The organism is Ferdinandcohnia sp. SAFN-114, assembly GCF_059415045.1.
Genome location: NZ_JBPFDQ010000206.1, coordinates 1 through 1,185 on the forward strand (window position 1 = coordinate 1; position 1,185 = coordinate 1,185).

Here is a 1,185-nt window from a genome sequence, read left to right on the forward strand (position 1 = left end):
AAGTTCAGTGACATCTGTAACCCATTTTTCATTAGGCTTTTCAGATGTAAACTCGCGATTTAGGACATTTTCTGTCACATGTTGAGGGGTAGAGCGTTTGTATGATTGTTTCTTCTTTACCCGAATAACCGAGCGTAAATTTGCAATCCCCATTAATCGATAGATTCTTTTATGATTAATATCCTCTTCAAACTTCCGATTCATATGTAACGTCATTTGACGATAACCAAAGGTTCCATCTACTTTCTCTTGAAGAGCCTTCATTTCTTTAATAATTTCTTCATTCAGAAGTTCTCGATCTGATGGTACGCGTTTTATCCACTTATAGTAAGCAGCCCGTGATATCCTGGCTATTTCACAAAGTAAGATAATGCTTAAGTTCTCTGTTTCATGAAGCTCTTGAATAGCGATATATTTGTCCTCAAATCGGATTTGGCTTATCTTCGCCTCCTTTCGATCTCCTCTAACTTTTTTAAGAATAAATTCTCCGCACGTAGCCGTTCATTCTCCCGTTCTAATCTTTTCATCTCAAGCTGGATTTTCTCTTCTGGAGTTAGCTTAGCTTCTTCTTTCTTATGGCCACGCTTATCTTTTAGCGCTTCGTCTCCGCCATCCTCATACTTCTTAACCCATTGATATACCTGCTGGTATGAGACATTATAGACTTCGGCTGCCTTCTGATAATCTTTCCGATTATTAATGCAATAGTTCGCTATTTCAATTCTCTCTTCTACTGTTGTTTTTCTACCTTTGGTCATAGGCTGGTTTCTCCCCTTCGAAGTTTCCTTTAATTCTCTATGACCATTATAAAGCTTAATCCATCCTTGCAGTACGGAGTGACTAGATATTTCGTACTTATGAGTTAACTCAATAAGAGAATAGTCTCCAGACAAGGCATCTCTTACGGCAGCTAACTTTAATTCCTTCGAATATTGCTTCCAACCATTGGATCTTTCAAGCCCGTCTAAACCAAATTGCTCGTACTTCTCTCTCCAAGAATAAAAAGTACGCTCAGAGATTTGATGTCTTTGGAGAAACTCCCTTAAGATTAATTCTCCCTTTTCATAAGCCTTTAAAATTTTATATTTTTCTTCCTTAGAAAACTTACTTTTAGCCATACAAAAATACTCCCCCAAAGGAAACAGATTTTTTATTTCATCTGTCTACCTTTAGGGGAGCATATCA

At 37.3% G+C, this 1,185-nt stretch carries 2 protein-coding genes; both read right to left on the minus strand.

What is annotated here, in order from left to right; all coding sequences use genetic code 11:
- Positions 1-480: IS3 family transposase (locus ACR65M_RS26935; RefSeq protein ID WP_440274950.1), on the minus strand; the 480-nt coding region annotated here is incomplete at its 3' end.
- Positions 438-1,118, minus strand: a complete 681-nt coding sequence (locus ACR65M_RS26940; RefSeq protein WP_440274949.1) for a helix-turn-helix domain-containing protein — start codon at positions 1,116-1,118, stop codon at positions 438-440. The genes ACR65M_RS26940 and ACR65M_RS26935, both read right to left, overlap by 43 nt.
- Between the last annotated feature and the right edge of the window lie 67 nt (positions 1,119-1,185).

What these genes read in the sequence shown, in the direction of transcription:
- ACR65M_RS26940 (WP_440274949.1), bottom strand. Translation starts at nt 1,118, where the DNA reads ATGGCTAAAAGTAAGTTTTCTAAGGAAGAAAAATATAAAATTTTAAAG.